Origin of the sequence: Micromonospora sp. A202, assembly GCF_006715105.1 — a bacterium.
In the GTDB taxonomy this organism is placed as follows: Bacteria; Actinomycetota; Actinomycetes; order Mycobacteriales; family Micromonosporaceae; genus Micromonospora; species Micromonospora zamorensis.
In genome coordinates, this window is record NZ_VFMP01000001.1 from 726,043 (window position 1) to 749,269 (window position 23,227).

The window sequence follows — 23,227 nt, forward strand, 5'->3', positions numbered from 1 at the left end:
GCCAGGCCCGGGACCCACCCGTGCGCCCGGCGCCGCAGCACGTGGCGCATCTACCGGCAGACGCCGGTCCCACCGAACTGAATGAGGATGCAATATTAATCCCATGAGAGCCCGCGTACTGGTGGTCGACGACGACCCCGCGCTCGCCGAGATGCTCGGCATCGTGCTGCGTAGTGAGGGTTTCCTGCCCTCGTTCGTGGCGGACGGCGAGCGGGCGTTGGCCGCATTTCGTGACAGTCGTCCCGATATCGTGCTGCTTGACCTGATGCTTCCTGGTATGAGCGGTATCGACGTCGCCAGGTCCATCCGGGCGGAGTCCGGCGTGCCGATTGTCATGCTGACCGCCAAGAGCGACACCGTGGATGTCGTGCTGGGCCTGGAGTCCGGTGCCGACGACTACGTGGTCAAGCCGTTCAAGCCCAAGGAGCTGGTCGCCCGGATGCGGGCCCGACTGCGCCGAGGCGAGGACGTGGCCCCCGAGATGCTGACCATCGGGCCGCCCGACAACCAGATCACCATCGACGTGCCCGCGCACACCGTCAGTCGTAACGACGAGGAGGTGAAGCTGACTCCGCTGGAGTTCGACCTGCTGGTCGCGCTCGCCCGCAAGCCACGTCAGGTCTTCACCCGTGAGGTGCTGCTGGAGCAGGTCTGGGGTTACCGGCACGCGGCCGACACCCGCCTGGTCAACGTGCACGTCCAGCGGTTGCGGGCCAAGATCGAGCCGGACCCGGAGCGACCGGAAATCATCCTCACCGTGCGGGGCGTGGGTTACAAGGCGGGGACCGGATAGCCTGGTCGCACTGTGTCGACCACGCCCCCACCCTCCCCGAGTACGCCTGCCCGCCGGCCCAGCGCCGGCGGGGAGGTCTGGCGTGCGGTGAGCGGCCGGGTCGCCCGCGTGGTGGCCCGGGTGCACCAGACCTGGCGCCGCTCGCTCCAGGTGCGGGTCGTGACCATCACGCTGGTCGCGTCCAGTCTGCTGGTCGGCGGGTTCGCGTTCCTTATCGCCGACAAGATCACCACCATCCTGCTCGACAGCGCCCGCAGCGACGTCCGGCAGAGGGTGACCAGCGGCGCCAGCTATGCCGCCAAGCAGGTCTCGCTCTACGGCCAGCCACAGGAGGCGCAGCTCCAGGAGACCATCGACGGCACCGTCAACTACCTCGCCGGTGGCGACCCTCAGCAGACCAGCGGGGTGGTGGTGGCGATCACGGCCAACGACTATCCCAGCGAGATCCAGACGCGCACCGCGCCCTCCGCGAACGTCCAACAGCTGATCAGCCCGGAGCTGCGGGCCGCGGTCGCCGACGGCAAGGTCGCCAGCCAGATCCGCACCGGCCGGCTCACGGGGAAGTCCACCAAATACCTCGTGTACGGGTCGCCGGTGCCCACCAGCTTCGGCCAGATCGAGCTCTACTATCTGGTGCCGCTGACCCGGCAGGACGTGACCGCCGCCGACGCCCGAGCCACAGTGGTGGCCACCGGGGTCGCCCTGGTGATCCTGCTCGGGCTGCTCGCGGCGCTGGTCACCCGCCTGGTGGTCAACCCGGTCCGGGTCGCCGCGCGCACCGCCCAGCGGCTCTCCGCCGGGCTGCTCGACCAGCGGATGGTGGTCAACGGCGAGGACGACCTCGCCCTGCTGGCCGCCTCGTTCAACCAGATGGCCACCAACCTGCAACGGCAGATCCTGCGCCTGGAGGAGATGTCCCGGCTGCAGCGCCGCTTCACCTCGGACGTCTCGCACGAGCTGCGTACCCCGCTGACCACGGTCCGGATGGCCGCTGACCTGATCTTCGCCGAGCGCGACGAGTTCGACCCGGCGGTGGCCCGCAGCGCCGAGCTGCTCCAAGCCGAGCTGGACCGGTTCGAGGAGCTGCTCACCGACCTGTTGGAGATCAGCCGGTTCGACGCCGGTTTCGCCATGCTGGATTCCGAGCCGACCGACCTGGTGCCGGTGGTGCACCGGGTGGTCGATCGGCTGGCCGGCCTGGCCGAGCGGGTGGGCGTCCCGATCGAGCTCGACCTGCCGGGCGCGCCGGTGATCGCCGAGGTCGACCCGCGCCGGGTCGAGCGGATCCTGCGCAACCTGGTCGGCAACGCCGTCGAGCACGGCGAGGCCCGTCCGGTGCTGATCACCCTCGGCGCCGACGAGACCGCAGTGGCGATCACCGTCCGCGACCGGGGTGTGGGGCTCAAGGTGGGCGAGGAGAAGCTGGTGTTCAACCGGTTCTGGCGGGCGGACCCGTCCCGGGCCCGGCAGACCGGTGGCACCGGCCTTGGCCTGTCGATCAGCCTGGAGGACGCCCGGTTGCACGGCGGCTGGCTGGAGGCGTGGGGTGCTCCCGGGCAGGGCGCGCAGTTCCGGCTCACTCTGCCGGCCCGCGCCGGCGATCGGCTGACCACCTCGCCGCTGCGGCTGGTGCCGGCCGACGCCGCGCTGCCCTTCGGTGGCCCTCGCGACGGTGGCCCGCTGGCCATCGGTCCGGGCACCGGCGGGGCGGTGGCGATCGGCCCGGCGCCGACCGGGGACGGACAGCGGGCGGAGGTGCGCTCATGAGACGGCCCTCTCTGCTCGGGGCACTCGGTGTGGTGGTGCTGCTCGGTGCCGGCTGCGGCATCCCGGCCGGGTCCGACGTGCGGGTGGACGGCAAGGGCGGGGCTGTGACCGGGGCCGGCGGGTTCGACGTCCGGCGCAGTGAGCCGCCGACGCGGACCGCCGGCGGCAGCGACAACGAGGTGTTCCTGCGCAACTTCCTGTCGGCCGCCGCAGGCGAGCCGGACCGGGCGTACGAGCGGGTCAAGGCGTTCGTCGCCCCGGAGGACAAGTCCCGTCTGCAGGACAAGAAGGGCAGCGAGGTCGCGCTGAACGTGGTCCGGCTGCGCGAGGCGGCGGTCTACACCCTCAACAGCGACTCGACCACCACCGTGAAGATCACGGTGCAGCAGCTCGGTGTGCTGCGGGCCAACGGCACCCTCGCCCCGCCCGTGGCGACCGAGTCGGAGTACGAGTTCGGGCTGCGCAGCGCGGCGTTGGACGGCGGCGCCAACGACGAGCGTGCCGGCCTCTACGTCCTCGACCCGCCGAACGTGCTGCTGCTCAGCGACGTCGCCCTCAAGCAGTACTACCAGGAGGAGACGATCTACTTCTGGAGTTCCGACCGCAGCCGGCTGGTGCCCGACCAGCGCTACCGGCCGGTGGCGGTGCCCAACGAGCGCCGGGTCAACGAGGTCGTGAAGTGGCTGGTCGGCGGCCCTTCCGACTGGCTGCGCCCGGGTGTCGTCGGGCTGCCCGACCGCACCGAGCTGATCAACAATGCCACCGGCGCGAACAACCGGTGGGAGGTCAACCTGGACATGTCCGGTGACGACCAGAACGGCATCAACCAGCTGATCACCCAGCTCGCCTGGTCCCTGGGCGACCTGACGGGCGAGCTGGAGTTGAAGATCCGCAACAACTCGCAGCCCGTGCAGGACCTGAACGAACGACGCAACTCCCAGCAGCTCTACCCGAACGCCCAGAGCCCACAGCGGTTCGGCGTGTACGAGGGCGCCATCCACCCGCTCGACTTCGACGGCGAACTCAGCGGGATGGTGCCGCTGGCGCCCGAGGTCAACCGCAACATCGTCTCCGCCGGCCTGGCGTTGGCCCGGGATCAGCGGGTCCTCGCCGGGATGGTGGTCAACGGCAGCAGCAGTGGCCGGTACCGCCTCGCCGTGGGCACGGGTGTCGCGCCGGTGTCGGTCATCAACCGCAGCGGCACCGAATACTCATCGATGAGCCGACCGGTCTGGCTGCGTACCGTCGACTCCCGTGCCGATCGCGGCCTGGTCGTGGCCGACGGGCAGCTCTACCGGTTCGACGAGGCGGCGCGGATGTACCCGGTGCCGCTCAACCTGCCTACCGCTGACGTCACAGCGGTGGCCGCCGCGCTGGACGGTCAGCGGGTCGCGGTGATCGCCGGTGGAAAGCTCTACGTCGCCGCGGTCAACCTGGACGGCGGCGGCGTCTCCATCGGGCCGCCGAGGCAACTGGCCACCTCGCTGACCGGCCTCACGGCGGTCGACTGGGGCAGGGAGGACCGACTGGTGGTGGCGGGGTCCGCAGGCCAACAGGCGATCTACGAGATCAGCGTGGACGGCGCCGTGGAGACGCCCCTGCGGACCGACGTGGGCGCCAAGGTCAACCACCTGGCGGCATACCCGACCAACCGCGTCGTGCGGGTCCCCAGCGGGGCCTACATGTACGAGGCGAACGGGGTGGCCTACCGCAGCAGCCCGTTCGAGCGGATCGAGCCGGACCGCGTGCGGGACATCGCCCCGGTGCCGGCCGGCGTCCGACCGAGCAACCCGTCGGCACCGTTCTTCCTCTACTGACACGGTGAGCGGGCTCTGGGCGGACCTCACCGACCTGGTGCTGCCCGCCACCTGCGCGGGTTGTCGGGAGCGCCGGGCCGGCCTGCGGCACGGGGTCTGCCCGGCCTGCGTCGAGGCACTGGACGCGCTGCGTCCACGATCGGTCCGCCCGACACCCGCCCCGCCGGGCCTGCCGTCCTGCGTCGCCCTCGGCCCGTACGCGGGCCCGCTGCGCGAGGCGCTGCTGGCATACAAGGAACACGGCCGGCACGGTCTGGCCCGCCCACTCGGGGCCCTGCTCGCCGAGGTCGTCGCGGCGGCGGTCGGCGTGGCCCGTCCGGTGGCACTGGTCCCGGTCCCGGACACGGCGGCGGCAGCCCGCTCCCGGTACGGGGATCACCTGGACCGGCTCGCCCGGCACTGCGCGGCCCGGCTCAACCGGGGCGGCTGGGCGGCGCAGGTGCATCGTCCGCTGCGGGCGTTGCCCCGCCCGGACTCGGTGACCCTGGACAGCGCCGGGCGGGCGGCCGCGGCCCAGGCCGCGTTCCAGCCCCGCTCCACCGCGCCTGGCTGGCCCCGTGCCGCAGCCGCGCCCCCGGTCGTGGTGCTGCTCGACGACATCGTCACCACCGGCGTCACCCTGGCCGCCGCGACCAGGGTGCTGACCGCGACCGGGTGGGCACCGAGCGTCGCCGCGGTGCTCGCGGCGACCGAGAAGAGACACCAGTCGTAACCGATCGTGTTTCCGTTTCACCCGTTGGTGTATGAGCTGCGAAAAATCCTGGGCCGTCTCGGCAACATGGGGTGACTGTCGCGCGAACAGGAGTTAGCGTTTCGCTGTCGGGGGTAGGAGGTTCGTTCCACCCCGCCCCCGGCGGTGAGAGGAGGCGTAGCCGTACCAACCGGTCGACGCCAGCGGGTCTCCCCACGGCGCGCGACCGGGTAACCGGATCGAAGACCGTCCGAACAAGGGAGGTCACGTGGACATCGTGGTCAAGGGCCGAAACGTCGAAGTGCCGGACCATTACCGGGTGCACGTAGCCGAGAAACTCGCAAAGATCGAACGCTACGACCACAAACTAATTCGTGTCGATGTCGAGCTTTTTCACGAGCGCAATCCGCGCCAAGCCGACCACTGTCAGCGGGTGGAGATCACCTGCATTTCCCGGGGCCCGGTCATTCGGGCCGAGGCGTGCACCAACGACTTCTACAGCGCGCTCGACGCGGCCATCGCGAAGCTCGACACCCGGCTGCGCCGCGCGGCCGACCGTCGCCGCGTACACCGGGGTCGGCAGACGCCGATCTCCGTCGCCGAGGCCACCGCGGGCCTGCCGGTCGCGGACCTGGTGGCCCCCGCCCTGAGCGCGCCGGCTGACGGCGCCCGCGCCGGCACCGCCGTCGCGGAGCGGGTCGAGGAGGAGTACGACGACCAGCAGCCGTGGCACATCGCCCGGGAGAAGGTGCACCCGGCGGAGCCGATGACGATCGACGACGCGCTGTTCGAGATGGAACTGGTCGGGCACGACTTCTACCTGTTCCAGGACAAGGAGTCCGGCCGCCCGAGCGTCGTCTACCGGCGTCACGCGTACGACTACGGCATCATCTCCCTCGCCACCGACCGGTAACGAGACGCGTTGATCAGGGAGTTGTGGTGGGAAGCCCCCGCCACAACTCCCTGATCCGTCAACGGAGGTCGGTGGGCAGCAGCGCGAAGGTCAGGTCGTCCAGGCGGGTGCCGGCCAGCCCGGGCAGACGGCCTCGTTGCAGGGCCTCGCGCTCGAACCCGACCCGCTCCAGCACGCGGTGCGACGCGGTGTTGTCCGGCACCGTGCCGGCGGTCAGCCGCGCCATCCCGGCCGGGCCGAACGCCCAGCCGGCGAGCAGTCGGATCGCCCGCGTCGCGTACCCCCGGCCGCGCCAGTCCGGCAGCAGCGCATAGCCGACCGACGCCTCGCCACTGGCCACGTCGGTGTACGACAGCCCGCAACTGCCCGCCGGCTCCCCGCTGGCCACGTCCGTGATCAGCAGTCTGGCGATGTCGCCGGTCAGCCATCCGCTCTCCGTGAGACGGCAGCGCCGTTCGATCGCCTCCCGCGTCGGCGGTACGGGCGGCGCCTGGTTCGCCACCACCTCGGGTCGGCTGTGCAGCCGGTACATCAGCTCCGCATCGCCGGGCGCGAGCCGGCGCAGCGCCACCACCTGATCGGTGAGCACACCGTCGGGCAGATCGGGCAGCAGCCGGGCGGTCGGTCCGGGCGGATCCCCGGCGAGGCGTACCCAGGCCAGCAGATCGTGCCGCCCCGTGTTCCGGTTGCAACCGGCCGACCGCCGCGAACCCTCGTAGCGGAAGCCGGCGGCCAGCGCGACCCGCTGGCTCGGCCCGTGCTCCGCGTCGGTGAGCAGTTCCAGTCGGGCCGTCCCGGCGGCGAACGCGTGCTCGCTCAGCGCGCGGGTCGCCGCCGCGGCCACCCCGCGCCCGCGCGCCTCCGCCCGCACCCAGTAGCCGATCTCGGCCTGGCCCCGGTTGGGCACCGGATTGCTCAGCCCCACCGTGCCGAGCAGCCGGTCGGTGGCCGGGTCCGCGATGGCGTACGCGGCGCCGCCGCCGGCCCAGGCCGCAGGGGCGCCGGCGTCGATCCAGCAGCGGGCGTCGGTGTCGGTGTACGGCGACGGCAGCCCCGAGATGAACCGCTGGGTCAGCGGATCCGCGCAGCCGTCGACCACGTCGGCGATGTCCTCGGCGCGGAATGGCCGCAGTCGCACCCCGTGCGCCTCGACGACCTGCTCAAGGCTCATGTCAGGTCCTTGCTGAGCAACGAGGCCACCCAGACGTCGACCCGCTCGCCGCGGTGCTGCACCCCGCCCCGGGCCGTTCCCTCGAACGTGAAGCCCGCCTTCTCGGCCACCCGGCGGGAGGCGGTGTTGCCCACGTTCGCCTTCCACTCGATCCGGGCCAGGCCCAGCGTCGTGAAACCCCAGGCGCTGAGCGCGACCAGCGCGGCCGGCATGTACCCGCGGCCACGGGCCGCCGGGGCGGTCATGAAGCCCACGTCGGCCAGCAGCGCGTCGGCGGGGGAGAGCCGCAGGTCGAGCGAGCCCGCGTACCGGTCGTCCGCGTCGGCGATCACGAAGTGGGCGGCGTCTCCCCGGGCCCAGGCGTCCTGGCCGTGGATCCGGTAACCCTGAGCGTCGGCGCGGTCGTACGGGTCCGGCACCGTCGTCCAGCGGACGGTCTCCGGGTCCTGACAGGTCTGCACCACGGCGTCCAGGTCCTGCTCCTCCATGGGGCGCAGGCGTATCTCGCCGGCGCCGGCCGTGGCGAACAGGACGGGCTGCGGGCGGCCGAAGACGGCGGCACGCCGGGCGGCGAGGGTGCGCGGGCCGGCCGGCCCGGTCGACCCGGGTGCAGGCACCTCGCCGGGCAGCAGCGATCCGATCCAGGTGTCCGCGCCATGGTGCGGCGTCGGGTGGGCCATCCGCAGCCGGCCGTCCACCCGGAAGCCGGCGCGTAGTGCGACCAGCCGGGAGGCGTGGTTGCCCACCTCGGCGTGCCAGATCAGCCGGCGTAGCCCGAGGCTGTCGAAGGACCAGCGGGCCAGCGCCCGGGTGGCCCGGACCATCACTCCCCGGCCGCGCGCCCAGGGGGCGGTCCAGTAGCCCACCTCACCGGTGCCGGCCTGGTCGATCGAGATCAACCCGCACGAGCCGAGCAGGTCGCCGGTGGCCGGGTCGCAGACCGCGAAGGGGGCTCCGGTGCCTTCCGCCCAGGCCTGTCCGCTCACCTCGGTGACAAAACCGTGAGCGTGTTCCGGGCGATATGGGCGGGGTACGGTTGTCCAGCGCTGAATGTCCGGGTCCTGACAGGCTCGGTGCACGGCCTCGGCGTCCGCCTCCCGCCAGGGCCGCAGCAGCACACCGTCCTCGATGATCTCCACGGGCTCCACTCGTGCATCCTGCCGTAGCGTTCGCCGACGGCGTAACCGGATAACGTTTGGAGCGTGCGCAGGACGCGAGTTATGTCGGGTTCGGCGGGGTCGCGCACCGCCACCAGTGACCATCGGGCCGATGCAGCGCCTACGATGGTTCGAGACTGTCTAGGGGAGCGTTGATCCGTGTCGATTCTGGAAAAGGTCCTTAACGCGGGCGAGGGCCGCATGGTGCGGCGGCTCAAGGCCATCGCCAATGCCGTCAGCTCGATCGAGGACGACTACGTCAACCTCACCGACGAGGAACTGGCCGGCATGACCGAACAGTTCCGGGAGCGGCTCGACGAGGGGGAGACCCTCGACGACCTGCTGCCGGAGGCGTTCGCGGTGGCCCGCGAGGCGGCCGCCAGGGTGCTCGGCCAGCGCCCGTACGACGTCCAGGTGATGGGCGGCGCGGCTCTGCACTTCGGCAACATCGCCGAGATGAAGACCGGTGAGGGCAAGACGCTGACCTCGGTCATGGCCGTCTACCTCAACGCGCTGTCCGGCAAGGGCGTCCACGTCATCACGGTCAACGACTACCTCGCCCAGCGCGACGCGGCGTGGATGGGCCGGGTGCACGAGTTCCTCGGGCTGACCGTCGGCGTGGTGCTGCCCAACCGGCCGGCCACCGAGCACAAGGCCGCCTACGAGTGCGACATCACCTACGGCACCAACAACGAGTTCGGCTTCGACTACCTGCGCGACAACATGGCCTGGTCGAAGGAAGAGCTGGTCCAGCGCGGCCACAACTTCGCAGTGGTCGACGAGGTCGACTCCATCCTGATCGACGAGGCACGCACCCCGCTGATCATCTCCGGCCCGGCCGAGCACTCGGCCCGCTGGTACGGCGAGTTCGCCGGCGTGGTGGCCCGGCTCCAGCCCGGCACCGACGGTGAGGGCGACTACGAGGTCGACCACTCCAAGCGCACCATCGCCGTGACCGAGCGGGGTGTCGCCAAGGTCGAGGACCGGCTGGGCATCGACAACCTGTACGAGTCGGTCAACACCCCGCTGGTCGGCTACCTCAACAACGCCATCAAGGCCAAGGAGCTCTACAAGCGCGACAAGGACTACATCGTCAGCGACGGTGAGGTCCTGATCGTCGACGAGTTCACCGGTCGCATCCTGCACGGCCGTCGCTACAACGAGGGCATGCACCAGGCGATCGAGGCCAAGGAGGGGGTGGAGATCAAGCAGGAGAACCAGACCCTGGCCACGATCACCCTCCAGAACTACTTCCGCCTCTACGAGAAGCTGTCCGGGATGACCGGTACGGCGCAGACCGAGGCGAGCGAGTTCAACAAGGTCTACAAGGTCGGCGTCGTGACGATCCCGACCCACCGCCCGATGGTCCGCGAAGACCGGCCGGACGTCATCTACAAGACGGAAAAGGCCAAGTTCAACGCGGTCATCGAGGACATCGCCGAGCGGCACCAGATGGGCCAGCCGGTGCTGGTCGGCACCGTCTCGGTGGAAAACTCCGAGATCCTCTCCCAGCTCCTGCGCCGACGCGGCATCCCGCACAACGTGCTGAACGCCAAGTTCCACGCCCGGGAAGCCGAGATCGTCGCCCAGGCCGGGCGTAAGGGCGCGGTCACCGTGGCCACCAACATGGCCGGCCGTGGCACCGACATCCTCCTCGGCGGCAACCCCGAGTTCCTCGCCGCGAACGAGCTGCGCCAGCGTGGCCTCGACCCGCTGGAAAACGAGGAAGAGTACGCCAAGGCGATGGAGGAGGTCCTTCCCACGTGGAAGCAGGCCTGCGACGCCGAGGCGGACGAGGTCTCGGCCGCCGGCGGCCTCTACGTGCTGGGCACCGAGCGGCACGAGTCCCGGCGGATCGACAACCAGCTGCGCGGTCGCGCCGGCCGACAGGGTGACCCGGGCGAGTCCCGGTTCTACCTGTCGCTCCAGGACGAGCTGATGCGGCGCTTCCGGGCCGGAGCGGTCGAGGCCGTGATGGAGCGCTTCAACATCCCGGAAGACGTGCCCATCGAGTCGAAGATGGTCACCCGGCAGATCAAGAGCGCCCAGGCCCAGATCGAGGGCCAGAACGCCGAGATCCGCAAGAACGTGCTCAAGTACGACGAGGTGCTCAACAAGCAGCGCCAGGTCGTCTACGCCGAGCGGCTCCGGGTGCTCAACGGTGAAGACCTCTCCGAGCAGGTCCGCAACATGATCGACGACACCGTCGAGGCGTACGTGCGGGGTGCCACCTCCGAGGGCTACGGCGAGGACTGGGACCTTGAGCAGCTCTGGTCCAGCCTGAAGCAGCTCTACCCGGTCGGCGTGACGATCGAGGAGCTGGAGGAGGAGGCCGGCGGCTCGCGCGCCGGCATGGACGCCGACTTCCTGGTCTCCCGCCTCAAGGACGACGCGAACGCCGCGTACGACCGGCGCGAGGAGCAGGTCGGCACCGAGGGGGTGCGCCAGCTCGAGCGGATGGTGCTGCTCCAGGTCATCGACCGCAAGTGGCGCGAGCACCTGTACGAGATGGACTACCTCCAGGAGGGCATCAACCTCCGGGCGTACGCCCAGCGCGACCCGGTGGTGGAATACCAGCGCGAGGGCTTCGACATGTTCGCCACCATGATGGAAGGCATCAAGGAGGAGACGGTCGGCTTCCTCTACAACGTCGACGTCCAGGTGACCGAACCGGAGCCTGAGGAGGGTTCCGAAGAGGTCACGCTGCTCGACAAGCCGGTGGAGATCCGGGCCAAGGGCCTCAACCGCGCTCCGCAGCGGCAGGGCCTGCAATACTCCGCTCCCACCATCGACGGTGAGGCCAGCCCCGGCGCGGTCGCCGTCGAACAGGCCGAGCAGCAGGCTCCGGCGCTCGGCGTGGGTCGACCGGCCCCGGGTGCTCCGGCGGCGCCGGGGCAGACCGCGCCGTCCGCCCCGCAGCGGCCCGCCTCCGGGCTTCGCGGCCCGGCGGTTCCGTCCGCCGCTTCCCGCCGGCCGGCACCGAACCAGGCCGAGGCGAGCAACGGCCCGTCCCGCAACGCGCCGTGCCCGTGTGGCTCTGGCCGCAAGTACAAGCGCTGCCACGGCGCACCCAACGGCGGCAACTGACCGACAGCACCTGACGAACGGGTCCCGGCCATCAGGCCGGGACCCGTTCGTCGTCTCCCGGCCGCACGCCCCCGGCCCGCGTGTCGATGATCATCTCGGTTTTCAGGAAGTCGGGGTCTCAGCGTCAGGTTGATGGCCCCATTTCCTGAAACCCGAGTCGATCAAGCCAATCCGGCCTGGTTTTGTCCGGCTCGGCCTGGCTGGCGCGGTCCGATCCGGCTCAGCGCGATCCTGCTGGTGCGGTCAGAGGACGTGCAGGGCGGTGCAGAGCCACCGGCCCCGACGATGCTCCAGGCGGAGCGCCATTGCCCAGCTTCGGCCGCCCGCACCGGTGAGGACGGCAGCCGCCTCCACTGCGGCCTCGCGGGGTTCGCAGACGCGTAGGCGCAGCAGCCGGACGACCGGTCGGTTGGCGCGACGGCGAGGTGCGCCGGTCCGCCCGGACGCGCGGGCCAACTCGGTCAGCAGGTCACTAGCTCGGGGCGGGTCGAGCAGCGCCCGCACCTGCGCGGGGGACCGGTAACCGTTGATCACCTCCAGGCAGGTGCCGACGAAGCGATGCGCGGCTCGGGTGGCTTCCGGGGCGGTCGCCGGTGGCAGCGGCGTTACCGGGTGGGTGGTGGACCGGCTCGGCACCGGGCGGAGTGCGCCCCGGCGCTCGGGTGGTCGGACCGGGTCTGGCCGGGTAGAGGCGAACAGGTCAAGGGCGAGTTGGCCGTGGACGGGTGCCGGCCAGTACGACCCGTCGGCCTCGTCGGCGTACGGCGGGTCGATGGGTGGGACTGGGCGCAGCCGGACGGGTGGTCGGTGAGGCCCGGGTTGCGCCTGGCTCATCGTGGCCCCCTTGATCTTGCGTTTGCGTTCGTTTGCCTCCGACAAGGCCAATTCTCAGGGATAAAGAGGCCTCGGTCAATGGTTGAGCGACGACTCTGCCGAGCGCAGAGCATGATCCACTCGGGTTTGCCGAAGTCGCGGTATCCGCACGGCCTGGACACCGCGCTTTCCTTGAAACGGCGTGGATCAAGCGCCGGCGGGTGAGTCGGGGGCGCTGAGACGGGGGCACCAGCCGCTGCTACTCCGGGTCGCGATCGATCAGGGGGTTGCTCTGGACCCACTCCGCAGTCTCGTCGTACTTGCGCGCTATGTACTCCTCCAGGCGCGCGCGCTCGACGCGCCACTGGCCGCGTCCACCGATCTTGATCGCGGGCAGTTCACCGCTGCGCACCATGTGGTAGACCTGCGAGTCCGACACGTTCAGCTCGGTGGCTACGTCGGAGAGCAGCAGGAACCTCGGCTCCACAGGAACTCCCGGGGTTGATGTCGTTTGGCTCAGTTTGCCACCGACAGCCCGTGCCGCCCAGCGCCGGGCCGTCAGAGTGGCCAGCCGGACACACCGGCCGGGAACTTCCACCGACCGGAGGCGGGGTGTATGACGGTCACGGCGTGCGGCATGATCTGCGCCCGTGCCGGCGGCCGCCGGTGGTGGACGAAGCGGGGAGACGACCGGTGACCGAGGAGCTTGTCCGGGTGTACGTGCCGGCGACCGTACCGATGCTGACCCGGCTGCGTGAGGAGGGGCTGGCTGCCGACGATGCGCATGCCGTGACCCCGGCGCTGCGTGAGTGGTACGCCGAGGGCGACGAGGAGGAGTTGGAGTACGTCGCGTTCACGCGGGCCGCCCAGGACGCGCTGCACCTGCTCCGGGAGGACCCGACGGCGCCCCGCCGCCGCGTCGTCGTTTCGGTTGACCTGCCGGCCGGCGCGGTCGGGCGGGGCGACGGTGAGCTGGGTTCCAGCATGGTGGCGCTGGCCGACGCCGTGCCGGTTGGTGCCATCGCGGCCATCCACGTGGATGGAGCGGACGCGGTCGAGGACGTCACGGCGGCGGCCGACGTGGTGACCGAGGCCGCCGCTGGCGACCCCGATGCCCAGTTCGCCGTCGACGGCGCTGAGGACCACGAGCTGGAGTGGTACGACGTGACGGAGCTGGACCTGCTGCTGCGCGCAGTCAGCTGAGCCGGACGCCGGACGCCGGCCGACGTCAGCGGGACGGGTCGGCCTTGGCCGGGTCCGCGTCGAACGTGCCGAACGTCTCGGCCGGGCTGGCCTCGTCGTCCTCGGGGTCGATCGGGTCCGTGACGGGCTCGGGGCTGTCGTCGGGTTCGTCGTCGGTGTGGGCCGGGCCGAGGGTGCGGCCGAACGCGATGAGCGCGGTCAGCGCCCCCACGAAGAGCACCCAGATGCCGTTGTCCACCCGCGACGTGCCCAGCGAGGTCTGCGCCACCGCGTCGGCTTCGCTGAGCGCGCTGGCCAGGTCGAGCAGCGACCGGCCACCGACCCGAATGATCATCTCGGCGAGCAGCAGGAGCAGGCCGGGGCCAGCGCCGGCGAGCAGGTACGCCGGCCAGCGCAGCGCCGGGGCCGCGGGATCGTGGCGGAGGGCCCGACGCCGCGCCCAGGTCAGGTAGCCGAAGGCGAGGAGCCCGGCGAGGAGCCCGGCGACGAGTGACTCGGTGCGGGACACCCACTTGGCCGCGTTGACCACCGACTCCTGGCTGTCGCCGGCCCCGAAGAGGTCGAACAGCGGGTCCCGGGCGCGGCTGAACGCGACCACGAAGATCAGGGTGCCCAGCGCGGCGGTCACCACAGCGCCGACCGCCGGGGCGGACCGTGCGCCGGCCACCGCGCCACCGATGATCGCCGCCGCCGCCGTGGTGCCGGCGATCACGTTGGTGGTCGAGGTGTCGAAGTAGGTGAGGTTGATCGCCAGCGCGGCAGCCAGGCCGACGAGCATCCCGCCACCGATCGCCCCGGCGAAGCGCAGGGTGGCCCAGTCGCCGTACCGGCGAGACAGCAGGTTGCCCGCGGCCAGCGCGACGGCCGCGCCGGCCACCAGCGCGGCCGAGATCACGCCGGGCAGGGCGAACGCGGAGAGGCTGATCGCGGTGACCCCGGCGGCCGCCGAGGTGGTGGCCTCCCGGGTGGACCAGAGCATGGCGGTCAGCCACCCGAGCGCCAGCAGCGCGAGGATCGCCGCGCCGGGGGCGGGCAGCGGCCGGCTGCTTGGGCTGGCCGCGTCGGCCGACGGGTCGTCCGACTCCGCGGCCGGGACGCGGCCGGGCTGCTTGGTCATCGTCTCCCCTTCGAGGCGGCAGGTCACCGACCATTCAGGGTACGCGGGCCCGCTGGGTCACCCGCCGCCCCGGGACGACCGCGAGGGGGTACGCCGGGGCGGGGGCTCCCGGGTGTGCAGGCGACGCGGTCGCTCGGTGGGTGGGTGAAGGGCTGCCGGCGTACGGGCAGATCGTCGGATCGAGCTCGATCGGTAAGGGGAGGAGGGGTGGTTCGGTCCTTGGCGAGGGCGGTGGCGGAAGTGGGGCGTGCAGCCCTTCGTGGGAGAATCACGGGAGGTCCCGCCGCTGCTCGGCCCTCCCGGGTAGCGTCCGGTGTCCGGCCGTCCGGTCGGTGCCTGCGGGTCCGGTTTCGCCACTGCTGTCGAGATCGCCAGGAGCCTTGATGGATGCCGTGTTCTCCGTTCCCGAGCCGCGCAACGAGCCGGTTCGCAACTACGAGCCGGGCAGCCCCGACCGGGACCGGCTCCAGCGGCGGCTGACCGAGCTCGCCGCCGAGCGCATCGACCTGCCGATGACCATTGCTGGCGAGCAGCGGATGGCTGCCGGTGACTCGATCGACGTGGTGCAGCCGCACCGGCACGCGCACGTGCTGGGCGTGACCGGGCACGCCACCCACGACGACGCCCACGCCGCGATCAAGGCGGCCAAGGACGCCGCCCCGATGTGGCGGGCGCTGCCGTTCGAGGAGCGCGCCGCGATCTTCCTGCGCGCCGCCGAGCTGCTCGCCGGGCCGTGGCGCGACACGCTCAACGCCGCCACCATGCTGGGTCAGTCGAAGACCGCGATCCAGGCGGAGATCGACGCCGCCTGCGAGTTCATCGACTTCCTCCGGTTCAACGTGCACTTCGCCCGCCGCCTGCTGGAAGAGCAGCCCGCGTCCTCGCCGGGCGTCTGGAACCGGTTCGACCACCGCCCGCTGGAGGGCTTCGTCTACGCGGTCACCCCGTTCAACTTCACCGCCATCGCCGGCAACCTCCCGTCGGCGCCGGCCCTGCTGGGCAACACGGTGATCTGGAAGCCGGGCCCGACCCAGCAGTTCGCCGCGCACTTCACCATGCGGCTGTTCGAGGCCGCCGGCCTGCCGCCCGGCGTGATCAACATGGTCACCGGTCGGGGCGAGGAGGTGTCCGACGTCGTGCTCGCCGACCCGGACCTGGCCGGCATCCACTTCACCGGCTCGACCAAGGTCTTCCAGCAGTTGTGGCGGACCGTCGGCGACAACATCGCCCGTTACCGGGGCTACCCGCGCCTCGTCGGCGAGACCGGTGGCAAGGACTTCGTGGTCGCGCACACCAGTGCCGACGTGGACGCCCTGCACACCGCGCTGATCCGTGGCGCCTACGAATACCAGGGTCAGAAGTGCTCGGCGGCCTCGCGGGCGTACGTGCCGCGTTCGATCTGGGAGGGTGGCCTGCGCGACCGGCTGGCCGCCACCACCGACTCGCTGACCTACGGCGACGTGGCCGACTTCAGCAACTTCGGCGGAGCGGTGATCGACGACAAGGCCTTCGCCCGGCACACCGCGGCGCTGGAGCTGATCGCCGGTGACGACTCCTGTCGGGTGCTGGCCGGTGGCACCGCCGACGACTCGGTCGGCTACTTCGTCCGGCCGACGCTCTTCGAGTGCGGCGACGCCGCCCACGAGACCTTCACCACCGAATACTTCGGGCCGATCCTGGGCGTGCACGTGTTCGACGACGCCCGCTTCGACGACGTGGTGGCGCAGGCCGAGTCGATCGCCCCGTACGCGCTGACCGGCTCGGTGTTCGCCACCGACCGCCGGGTGGTCGACGCGGTCGCCGAGCGCATGCGGTACGCGGCCGGCAACTTCTACATCAACGACAAGCCGACCGGCGCGGTGGTCGGGCAGCAGCCCTTCGGCGGCGCCCGGGCCAGCGGCACCAACGACAAGGCGGGCTCCTGGCTCAACCTGGTCCGCTGGGTGTCGCCGCGGACGATCAAGGAGACCTTCGTGCCGCCGACCGACCACACGTACCCCCACATGGGCTGACCCTGCGGCGACGACCCGCCGGCGGTGCGCGGAGCCGCCGGCGGGTCGGCCGAGGGTCCTGATCCATCGAAAGTCCTCAACGGACAGTCTGCCGCCGACAGTGCACTTAGGAAGTCCTGTTGGGTGGCAAACTGGCAAATCCTGGACGCCGCGTGCGCAAAGTGGCAGCGTAGTGGGCATGGCGGATTCCGGAGTCAACCCTACGGCGGCGGCCCTGCTCGGGCTCCTCCACGAGGGCCCGATGACAGGCGGTCAGTTGATGGCCGCCGCTGAGCGCCGTCTGGCGCCGTACTGGTCGATGACCCGCAGCCAGGTCTACCGCGAATTGCCGGTGCTGGCCGAGCGGGGTTTCGTGCGTCTCGGTAAGCCGGGGCCGCGGATGAGTCAGCCGTATTCACTCACCGCCAGTGGGAAACGGACGTTTTCCCGCTGGCTGGCGGAGAACCCGGGGCGGGACACCATCCGCAACCCGATCGCGCTGCGGATGGCGTTCGGCAACCTGCACTCGGCCAGCCAGCTGAAGGGCCTGTACGCCTCGGCCAACGAATACCACACCGAGGCCCTCGCCCAGGTCCGGGAACAGGTCAAGAACGCCAAACGGGACGGCGAGACGTACGACGCCAGCGCGCTGGAGTTCGCCGTCGCCTACCACCGGGCCGCCCTGTCGTGGTTGAAGACCGCCCCCGTCGGGTGACGCCGGGCGGGTTCGCCCACCGGCAACGAGCTGAGCAGCCTGCAATGGCGCAGCGTCAATTTGGCGTCGGCCTGCGGGGCTCGCAAGCTCACTCCTCGCCCGCGCAGTACGCTTATCTGTCGTGACCGCTGCCGATTACGCCGAACAGCTCAAGGAACTCGACGCGACCCTGCGAAACATCGAGGCCGTCCTCAACCTCGACCGCCTCCACGAGGACAAGGCCCGCCTTGAGCAGGAGGCGTCCGCCCCCGACCTCTGGGACGACCAGGCCAAGGCTCAGCAGGTGACCTCACAGCTGTCGTACGTCAACGGCGAGATCAGCAAGCTGGGCAGTCTGCGTTCCCAGCTCGACGACGCCCGGGTGCTGCTGGAACTGGCCGAGGCCGAATCCGACCCGGGTGTGCTCACCGAGGTCGAGGGTGAGATCACCGGGCTGACCAAGGCCATCCAGGAGATGGAGGTCCGCACCCTGCTCTCCGGCGAGTACGACTCCCGGGAGGCGCTGGTCGCCATCCGGGCCGGCGCCGGTGGTGTGGACGCGGCGGACTTCGCCGAGATGCTGCTGCGGATGTACCTGCGCTGGGCGGAGCGGCACGGCTACCCGACGGAGGTCTACGAGACCTCGTACGCCGAGGAGGCGGGCCTGAAGTCGGCCACCTTCGCGGTGAAGGTGCCGTACGCCTACGGCACGCTCAGCGTCGAGTCGGGCACCCACCGGCTGGTCCGGATCAGCCCGTTCGACAACCAGGGCCGTCGGCAGACCAGCTTCGCGGGCGTCGAGGTCCTGCCGGTAACCGAGCAGACCGACCACATCGACATCCCGGAGAACGAGGTGCGCGTCGACGTCTACCGCTCCTCCGGCCCCGGTGGGCAGAGCGTCAACACCACCGACTCGGCGGTCCGGCTGACCCACATCCCGACCGGCATCGTGGTGACCTGCCAGAACGAGAAGTCCCAGTTGCAGAACAAGGCCTCCGCGCTGCGGGTGCTCCAGGCCCGGCTCCTGGAGCGCAAGCGCCAGGAGGAGGAAGAGAAGATGGCTGGCCTCAAGAGCGGCGGCACCAGCTCGTGGGGCGACCAGATGCGCTCCTACGTCCTGCACCCGTATCAGATGGTGAAGGATCTCCGAACTGAGCAGGAGACCGGCAATCCGAGCGGGGTCTTCGACGGCGACCTCGACGAATTCATCGAGGCCGGCATCCGTTGGCGCAAGCAGCGTCAACTCGCCAACGACGGTGCGTGACGGCTCGCGGGCGGAGCGCGTCATCGATCTCCAGGTAGAGGCCTGATTCGACGACTCGTGGCGGATCGGCGGGGCGTGGGGCTTGGCTCAGTTGTTACACCGCGTAGACTCACCACCCGTGATTCAGCTTGAGCAAGTGACGAAGACGTACCCGAAGGCGTCCCGGCCTTCGCTCGACAACGTGTCCGTCTCGATCGAGAAGGGCGAGTTCGTCTTCTTCATCGGTCCATCCGGCTCCGGCAAGTCCACAATCATCAAGATGCTGCTGCACGAGGTGGCCCCCAACAAGGGTCGCGTCGTGGTCAACGGCAAGGACGTCACGTCGATGCGTTCCTGGAAGCGACCCCACTTCCGGCGCTCGATCGGCTGTGTCTTCCAGGACTTCCGGCTGCTGCCGAACCGCACCGCGTACGAGAACGTGGCGTTCGCCCTCGAGGTGATCGGCAAGACGAAGGCGGTTGCCCGCCGGGTCGTGCCGGAGGTGCTGGAGCTGGTCGGGCTCGGTGGCAAGGAGCACCGCTACCCGCACGAGCTCTCCGGTGGTGAGCAGCAGCGGGTCGCCGTCGCCCGGGCGTTCGTGAACCGCCCGCTGATCCTGCTGGCGGACGAGCCCACCGGAAACCTGGACCCGGACACCTCGATCGAGATCATGCGTCTGCTGGACCGGATCAACCGCACCGGCACGACCGTCGTGATGGTCACCCACGACTCCAACATCGTGAATCAGATGCGCCGCCGCGTCGTCGAGATCGAGAGCGGTCGCATCGTCCGTGACCAGGCCCGCGGCGTTTACGGGTGAGCCGGCGCTCCACCCCTGCGCAGCCTGACGACGAACACTTCATGCCGGAGACCCGGAGGAACCCCCGATGCGCGTGAAATACGTCCTGTCCGAGGTATTGGTCGGACTGTGGCGCAACGTGACCATGTCCATCGCGATGATCATCACGATGGCGGTCTCGCTGACCATGCTCGGCGCCAGCGGTCTGATGTACCGCCAGGTCGACGACATGAAGGACCTCTACTTCAAGAACATCCAGGTCGCGATCTTCCTGAACCAGGAGGTGAGCGAGCCGCAGCGCACCGAGCTGAAGGGCAAGTTGGAGGGTGACCCCCTCGTCAAGGAGGTCATCTACGTCGACAAGGCCCAGGCGTACGAGCGCTTCAAGACGATGTACCAGGACGCGCCGGACCTGGTGAACGCGGTCAAGCCGGACCAGCTGCCCGAGTCCTTCCGGATCACGCTGAACAACCCGGAGCAGTACCGCGACATCTACGACCAGTACAAGGAGACCGACGGCGTCGACGAGATCGTCGACCAGAGCAAACTCCTCGACAAGATCTTCAACATCCTGACCTCGATCCAGAACATCGCGCTGGCCGCCGCCATCGTGATGGCGGTCGCCGCCCTGCTGCTGGTCGCGAACACCATTCAGGTGGCGGCGTACAGCAAGCGACGTGAGGTCGCGGTCATGAAGCTTGTCGGTGCGTCCAACTGGTTCATCCAGGCGCCGTTCGTGCTGGAGGCGGTGGTGGCCGGCCTGATCGGCTCGCTGCTCGGTCTGGTCGCCCTGGTCGCGGCGAAGTATCTGCTCTTCGACGGGTCGTTGAGCGCGTTGCAGGGTCTGCTCTCGCCGATCAGCTGGGGCGACATCCTGTTCATCTTCCCGCTGATGGCCGGCGTCGGTGGTCTGGTCAGCGCGGGCACCGCCTGGATCACCCTGCGCTTCTACCTGCGGGTCTAGGCACCGGACGGGTCGTCCCGTCGTCTCCCGAGGACCCTCCCGCAGCCGGAAATAAACGGCGCGGGAGGGTCCTTCCTATTCGGGTAGCATGATCGGTTGTCCGGCCGGGGTGAGCCCGGCCACGGGCGACGGAGGAGAGGGGGTGGCACCGATGCCACGGGAAAAGGGGCGCAAGGTGGTCGCCTCCAACAAGAAGGCGCGCCACGACTACGCGATCCTCGACACGTACGAGGCGGGCATGGCGCTGACCGGCACCGAGGTCAAGTCGCTGCGGGCCGGGCGCGCGTCGCTGGTCGACGCGTTCGCACAGGAGCGCGACAACGAGTTGTTCCTGCACTCCATGCACATCCCGGAATACACCCAGGGCACGTGGACCAATCACGAGCCCCGGCGTACGCGCAAGCTGCTGCTCAACCGGGGCGAGCTCGACAAGCTTCTCGGCAAGACCCGCGAGGGCGGTCTGACGATCGTCCCGTTGCAGGTCTACTTCTCCGACGGCTGGGCCAAGGTCGAGATTGCGCTGGCCAAGGGCAAGAAGTCGTACGACAAGCGTCAGGACCTCGCCAAGCGGGACGCGGACCGGGAGATCGCCCGGGTGTCCGGTCGGCGGGGTAAAGGGATGGACGACTGATTCATCCCGTTTGTCCGGGCTGGCGCGCCGGCCCGGGCCTCGGGATGAAAGCGGTTGCGGCAGGCGTTAGTCTTGTCAGTGCCGCCACATCGGCGGCCTGTCGAGGGGGTGACTGGTTTCGACTTCGTACGCAGCGACAGGGGAAGCGAGCCGAGGAAGCCGACGTCGTCTCGAGAATCGGTCGTCGGAAACTTATAAGCGCCAAGCAAAATCGCGCTGACTTCGCTCTCGCCGCCTGAGGCGAGTAGCTAAGTCTGTCGGCCTGGGAACGCCTTCGTCCCAGTAGCCGGCATCAGCTAGGAGGCTGGCCAATCGGACCCGGTCGCGGGGTCCGTGCGGCGAGATTAATCAGCGACTGGGCCCGTCACACCAACTTGCTCGCGTGAGCGGTGGGGCCGAGTAGAGGCACAGCGAGCTGCGCTCGGAGAAGCCCTGACAAACCGGCGAAGGACCCGGGTTCGATTCCCGGCACCTCCACCACCTCGAAGCGATGCGCCCCGGCCCACCGGCCGGGGCGCATCGTCGTTTGCGGACCCGTGCCCGGTGGCGTTCGCCTCCGGGCGCGACGACGGCGGGTGACCGCGGTCGTCCAGTTGGCCTACGCTGCGGCGCATGACGAAGGAACACCTGCGCCTGTCCGTGGGCGCGCCGCCCGGCCAACGTGCCGTCTCCGTGCTGGTGGGCGGGTTCTTCACCATCGTCGGCCTGGTCTTCGTGGCGCTGCCGCTGGTCGCCGACGGTCTGCTGCGCCGGTTGACCGGCCCCGGCGGTGGGCTCACCTCGTACGAGGACGCCCGCGACATTCCACCCGAACTGTTGCCGCCCGAGCTGCGCGACGGTGGAACCGGTGGCGGACCGGGCCTCGGCGCGGGCCGGTTCCTCGGGCTCTGCGGGCTGCCGATCGCACTGCTCGGGCTCTATCTCGTGCTGCGGGTCCTGCGCACCGCCGCCTGGCTTGACGGCACCCGGGCACGGGTGCGGGGCGCGTTTGGCAGTCACACGGTCGACCTCGCCACCGCCGAGGTCGGTGCCGGGATGGTCTCCTACCGGGACACGGGCGACGACCGGCCGGGCAGCGTGCAGCGGGTCCCGACGATCGTCGCCCGCGACGCCGGCACCGGGCGGCGGGTCACCATCCCGCTGCGTGGCATGGGGCTGGCCACCCTCCCGCCGTACGAACTACGCGCGCTCGCCGACGCGATGACCGCCGGCCGCCCCACCAGCGGGCGCGACGGCGACGCCCACGCGCTCGCCGGGCAGCTGCGCGCCATGGCCGAGCGCCCGCTCGGGGTCTGATTCTCCGGGACCGCTGGTGCGCGGCGCCAATCTGCTCTGGCAGGCGTACCAGACGGATCTGGGTGGCGAAACCTGAGCCGGGAACCGGAGAGTCGACGGGCGCGTCGAACCGGGCATGCGTCGACCGACACTGCTGCTCGTACTCCCGTTGTTGCTCGTGGCGGGCTGCGCCCAAACCGGCGCCGGCCCGGCCGACGGGCCCAGCGACCCGACGCCGCGCCGTGCCGAAGCCTTCGACCAGCGGGCCGCCCGGGTCGCCGAGGCGTGGCAGCCCGGCCCCGACTGGCGCACGGGGTACGTCCCCCTGGAGGGGCCGACAGTGCTCACTGGTGACCCGCGCTTCACACCGGACACCGAGGCGGCCTTCCGAGCCGGGTGGTACCGCGTGCAGGTCCCGATTCCGCCGACCCTGGTCGGCGGTGAGATCCGGTTCCCGGACGGCCGGCTGACGTTGCCGTTGGTCAGCGCCGCCGAGGCGTACCGGGAGCTTGACCAGGGTGACCCGCTGCCCTGCCCGGGTCGACCGAAGCGGCCAGGCCTGCCCAGCCCCGGCGGGCCCACGGTCGAACCGGGGCCGGATGGTTGGGCCACCAGCACGGCCCAGACCGCCTGCCTCCCGCTCACCGTCACCGGGGTCACCCTGGGCACCGTGCCGGTCCGGACCAGCCGGGGTGAGGCGCAGGTCCCGGCCTGGCTGTTCACCGTCGAGGGGCTGGCCACGCCGGTGGCCCGGCTCGCCGTCGCGCCCACGGCGGTCAAGCGGGTGCCCGAGCCCACCGCGCCCGCCGGGCCGTTGCCGGACGGGCTGGTGTCCGCTCAGGACCTCGCGGCGGTCGACGGTGCACGGTTGACCGTGCGGCTCGGCGTCGGTGCCTGCGACACCGCGATCACACCGCTGGTGTGGGAAGGGCCGGACGTCGTGGTGGTCGGCGGCAGTGTCACCCGGAGCACCGGCGAGTGCATCGCCATCCTCAAGATGGAACCGGTCACCGTCACCCTCGCGGCGCCGCTGGGCGCCCGGCCGGTGCTGGACGTGTCCACCGGCGCCGCCCTGTCGATCGCCTCGCGCTGACCGCCCGG

At 70.6% G+C, this 23,227-nt stretch carries 20 protein-coding genes and 1 other RNA gene; 16 read left to right on the plus strand and 5 right to left on the minus strand.

All coding sequences use genetic code 11. The features are described 5' to 3' along the window. Positions 1–103 precede the first annotated feature (103 nt). The 5 genes from mtrA (at position 104) to hpf (ending at position 5,981) form a co-directional block, all read left to right on the plus strand. Positions 104–793, plus strand: a complete 690-nt coding sequence (gene mtrA / locus FBZ33_RS03505; RefSeq protein WP_030331519.1) for an MtrAB system response regulator MtrA — start codon at positions 104–106, stop codon at positions 791–793. A gap of 12 nt (positions 794–805) precedes the next feature. Continuing rightward, complete coding sequence (mtrB, locus tag FBZ33_RS03510; RefSeq protein ID WP_099850712.1) at positions 806–2,560, plus strand: MtrAB system histidine kinase MtrB; 1,755 nt, start codon at positions 806–808, stop codon at positions 2,558–2,560. After that, positions 2,557–4,377 (plus strand): LpqB family beta-propeller domain-containing protein, encoded by a 1,821-nt coding sequence (locus FBZ33_RS03515; protein WP_141907972.1) that lies wholly within the window; start codon positions 2,557–2,559, stop codon positions 4,375–4,377. Before mtrB ends, FBZ33_RS03515 begins: the two co-directional genes overlap by 4 nt. A gap of 37 nt (positions 4,378–4,414) precedes the next feature. Next, a complete protein-coding gene (locus FBZ33_RS03520) occupies positions 4,415–5,089 on the plus strand; it encodes a ComF family protein (protein ID WP_141912384.1) in 675 nt (224 codons plus the stop codon). A gap of 247 nt (positions 5,090–5,336) precedes the next feature. Further along, complete coding sequence (gene hpf, locus FBZ33_RS03525; RefSeq protein WP_088946321.1) at positions 5,337–5,981, plus strand: ribosome hibernation-promoting factor, HPF/YfiA family; 645 nt, start codon at positions 5,337–5,339, stop codon at positions 5,979–5,981. Positions 5,982–6,039: 58 nt separating this feature from the next. Here hpf and FBZ33_RS03530 read toward each other — a convergent pair whose 3' ends face one another. Both FBZ33_RS03530 and FBZ33_RS03535 read right to left on the minus strand, forming a co-directional pair. Further along, a complete protein-coding gene (locus FBZ33_RS03530) occupies positions 6,040–7,152 on the minus strand; it encodes a GNAT family N-acetyltransferase (protein ID WP_141907973.1) in 1,113 nt (370 codons plus the stop codon). Continuing rightward, on the minus strand, positions 7,149–8,300 hold the full coding sequence (locus tag FBZ33_RS03535; RefSeq protein WP_141907974.1) for a GNAT family N-acetyltransferase: 1,152 nt from the start codon (positions 8,298–8,300) through the stop codon (positions 7,149–7,151). Before FBZ33_RS03535 ends, FBZ33_RS03530 begins: the two co-directional genes overlap by 4 nt. Before the next feature lie 168 nt (positions 8,301–8,468). Between FBZ33_RS03535 and secA the strand changes: the two genes are divergently transcribed. Next, complete coding sequence (gene secA, locus FBZ33_RS03540; protein WP_141907975.1) at positions 8,469–11,396, plus strand: preprotein translocase subunit SecA; 2,928 nt, start codon at positions 8,469–8,471, stop codon at positions 11,394–11,396. Positions 11,397–11,639: 243 nt separating this feature from the next. Here the strand turns inward: secA and FBZ33_RS03545 are convergent, their stop codons facing one another. Together FBZ33_RS03545 and FBZ33_RS03550 are read right to left on the minus strand one after the other, a co-directional pair. Beyond that, positions 11,640–12,230 (minus strand): Rv3235 family protein, encoded by a 591-nt coding sequence (locus tag FBZ33_RS03545; protein ID WP_141907976.1) that lies wholly within the window; start codon positions 12,228–12,230, stop codon positions 11,640–11,642. A 238-nt stretch (positions 12,231–12,468) separates the two neighbouring features. Continuing rightward, positions 12,469–12,696 (minus strand): helix-turn-helix domain-containing protein, encoded by a 228-nt coding sequence (locus tag FBZ33_RS03550; protein WP_099850727.1) that lies wholly within the window; start codon positions 12,694–12,696, stop codon positions 12,469–12,471. Between the two features lie 206 nt (positions 12,697–12,902). On the opposite strand from FBZ33_RS03550, the gene FBZ33_RS03555 reads away from it, so the two are divergent. Further along, positions 12,903–13,412 carry a hypothetical protein gene (locus tag FBZ33_RS03555; protein ID WP_088946327.1) on the plus strand — a complete coding sequence of 170 codons (510 nt, stop codon included), beginning with the start codon at positions 12,903–12,905 and terminating at the stop codon, positions 13,410–13,412. 25 nt (positions 13,413–13,437) lie between these two features. Here the strand turns inward: FBZ33_RS03555 and FBZ33_RS03560 are convergent, their stop codons facing one another. Further along, positions 13,438–14,529: a hypothetical protein gene (locus tag FBZ33_RS03560; RefSeq protein ID WP_255508705.1), complete on the minus strand. Its 1,092-nt coding sequence runs from the start codon at positions 14,527–14,529 to the stop codon at positions 13,438–13,440. A gap of 383 nt (positions 14,530–14,912) precedes the next feature. Between FBZ33_RS03560 and pruA the strand changes: the two genes are divergently transcribed. The 9 genes from pruA to FBZ33_RS03605 all read left to right on the plus strand — a co-directional run bounded on the left by pruA (position 14,913) and on the right by FBZ33_RS03605 (position 23,219). Then, positions 14,913–16,541 (plus strand): L-glutamate gamma-semialdehyde dehydrogenase, encoded by a 1,629-nt coding sequence (gene pruA / locus FBZ33_RS03565; RefSeq protein WP_099850729.1) that lies wholly within the window; start codon positions 14,913–14,915, stop codon positions 16,539–16,541. 178 nt (positions 16,542–16,719) lie between these two features. After that, a complete protein-coding gene (locus FBZ33_RS03570; protein WP_088946329.1) occupies positions 16,720–17,235 on the plus strand; it encodes a PadR family transcriptional regulator in 516 nt (171 codons plus the stop codon). Positions 17,236–17,356: 121 nt separating this feature from the next. Further along, a complete protein-coding gene (prfB, locus tag FBZ33_RS03575; RefSeq protein ID WP_088946330.1) occupies positions 17,357–18,478 on the plus strand; it encodes a peptide chain release factor 2 in 1,122 nt (373 codons plus the stop codon). A 118-nt stretch (positions 18,479–18,596) separates the two neighbouring features. Beyond that, on the plus strand, positions 18,597–19,277 hold the full coding sequence (gene ftsE / locus FBZ33_RS03580; RefSeq protein WP_030331491.1) for a cell division ATP-binding protein FtsE: 681 nt from the start codon (positions 18,597–18,599) through the stop codon (positions 19,275–19,277). A gap of 67 nt (positions 19,278–19,344) precedes the next feature. Beyond that, entirely contained in the window at positions 19,345–20,220 is an 876-nt protein-coding gene (ftsX, locus tag FBZ33_RS03585; RefSeq protein ID WP_141907977.1) for a permease-like cell division protein FtsX, read from the plus strand. Positions 20,221–20,371: 151 nt separating this feature from the next. Next, positions 20,372–20,851 (plus strand): SsrA-binding protein SmpB, encoded by a 480-nt coding sequence (gene smpB / locus FBZ33_RS03590; protein ID WP_007455863.1) that lies wholly within the window; start codon positions 20,372–20,374, stop codon positions 20,849–20,851. Positions 20,852–20,955: 104 nt separating this feature from the next. Beyond that, positions 20,956–21,331, plus strand: a transfer-messenger RNA (tmRNA) gene (gene ssrA, locus FBZ33_RS03595). 132 nt (positions 21,332–21,463) lie between these two features. Next, a complete protein-coding gene (locus FBZ33_RS03600; RefSeq protein WP_141907978.1) occupies positions 21,464–22,147 on the plus strand; it encodes a hypothetical protein in 684 nt (227 codons plus the stop codon). Positions 22,148–22,262: 115 nt separating this feature from the next. Further along, entirely contained in the window at positions 22,263–23,219 is a 957-nt protein-coding gene (locus FBZ33_RS03605) for a hypothetical protein (protein WP_141907979.1), read from the plus strand. Positions 23,220–23,227: the final 8 nt, after the last annotated feature.